General features: G+C 45.5%; 1 pseudogene. It reads right to left on the bottom strand.

What is annotated here, in order from left to right:
• Nucleotides 1-389: pseudogene (locus tag ACT3TU_RS14385) on the bottom strand (IS982-like element ISPsma1 family transposase); the annotation flags it as partial.

Here is a 389-nt window from a genome sequence, read left to right as displayed (position 1 = left end):
CGTACCCTTTGTATATTAAATCGTTCTGATAGCTGACCAATGACTGTTTCAACGATACGGCGGGCTTTCATTAGCCGCCTTACCACAGGTTTGGGTCTATCCTCTTTCATATTGGCTCTGAGTGGCGTTTGTAAATCCACTCCTTGAGCGTCGTAGTACGATGTCAGACTAGGGCTGATATAGCCTTTATCAGCGCCGAGCAAACCATGGATATTGTCAGTAATATCAGGCGCAACCGCTCTTTCATCAACATTGGCAGGGGCAACGGTAAAGCCTTTAATCATGCCCGATAAGTTAACCAGCAAATGTCCCTCAAAGCCATAATACCTCTCTTGCTTAGCCGCACAGTAGCTAAAAGCCGCTAAGTCTTGATAGTTTTTATGCCGATA

Source organism: Psychrobacter sp. AOP3-A1-26 (assembly GCF_052378235.1).
In the GTDB taxonomy this organism is placed as follows: domain Bacteria; phylum Pseudomonadota; class Gammaproteobacteria; order Pseudomonadales; family Moraxellaceae; genus Psychrobacter.
This window is presented reverse-complemented; position numbering and strand designations above follow the sequence as displayed.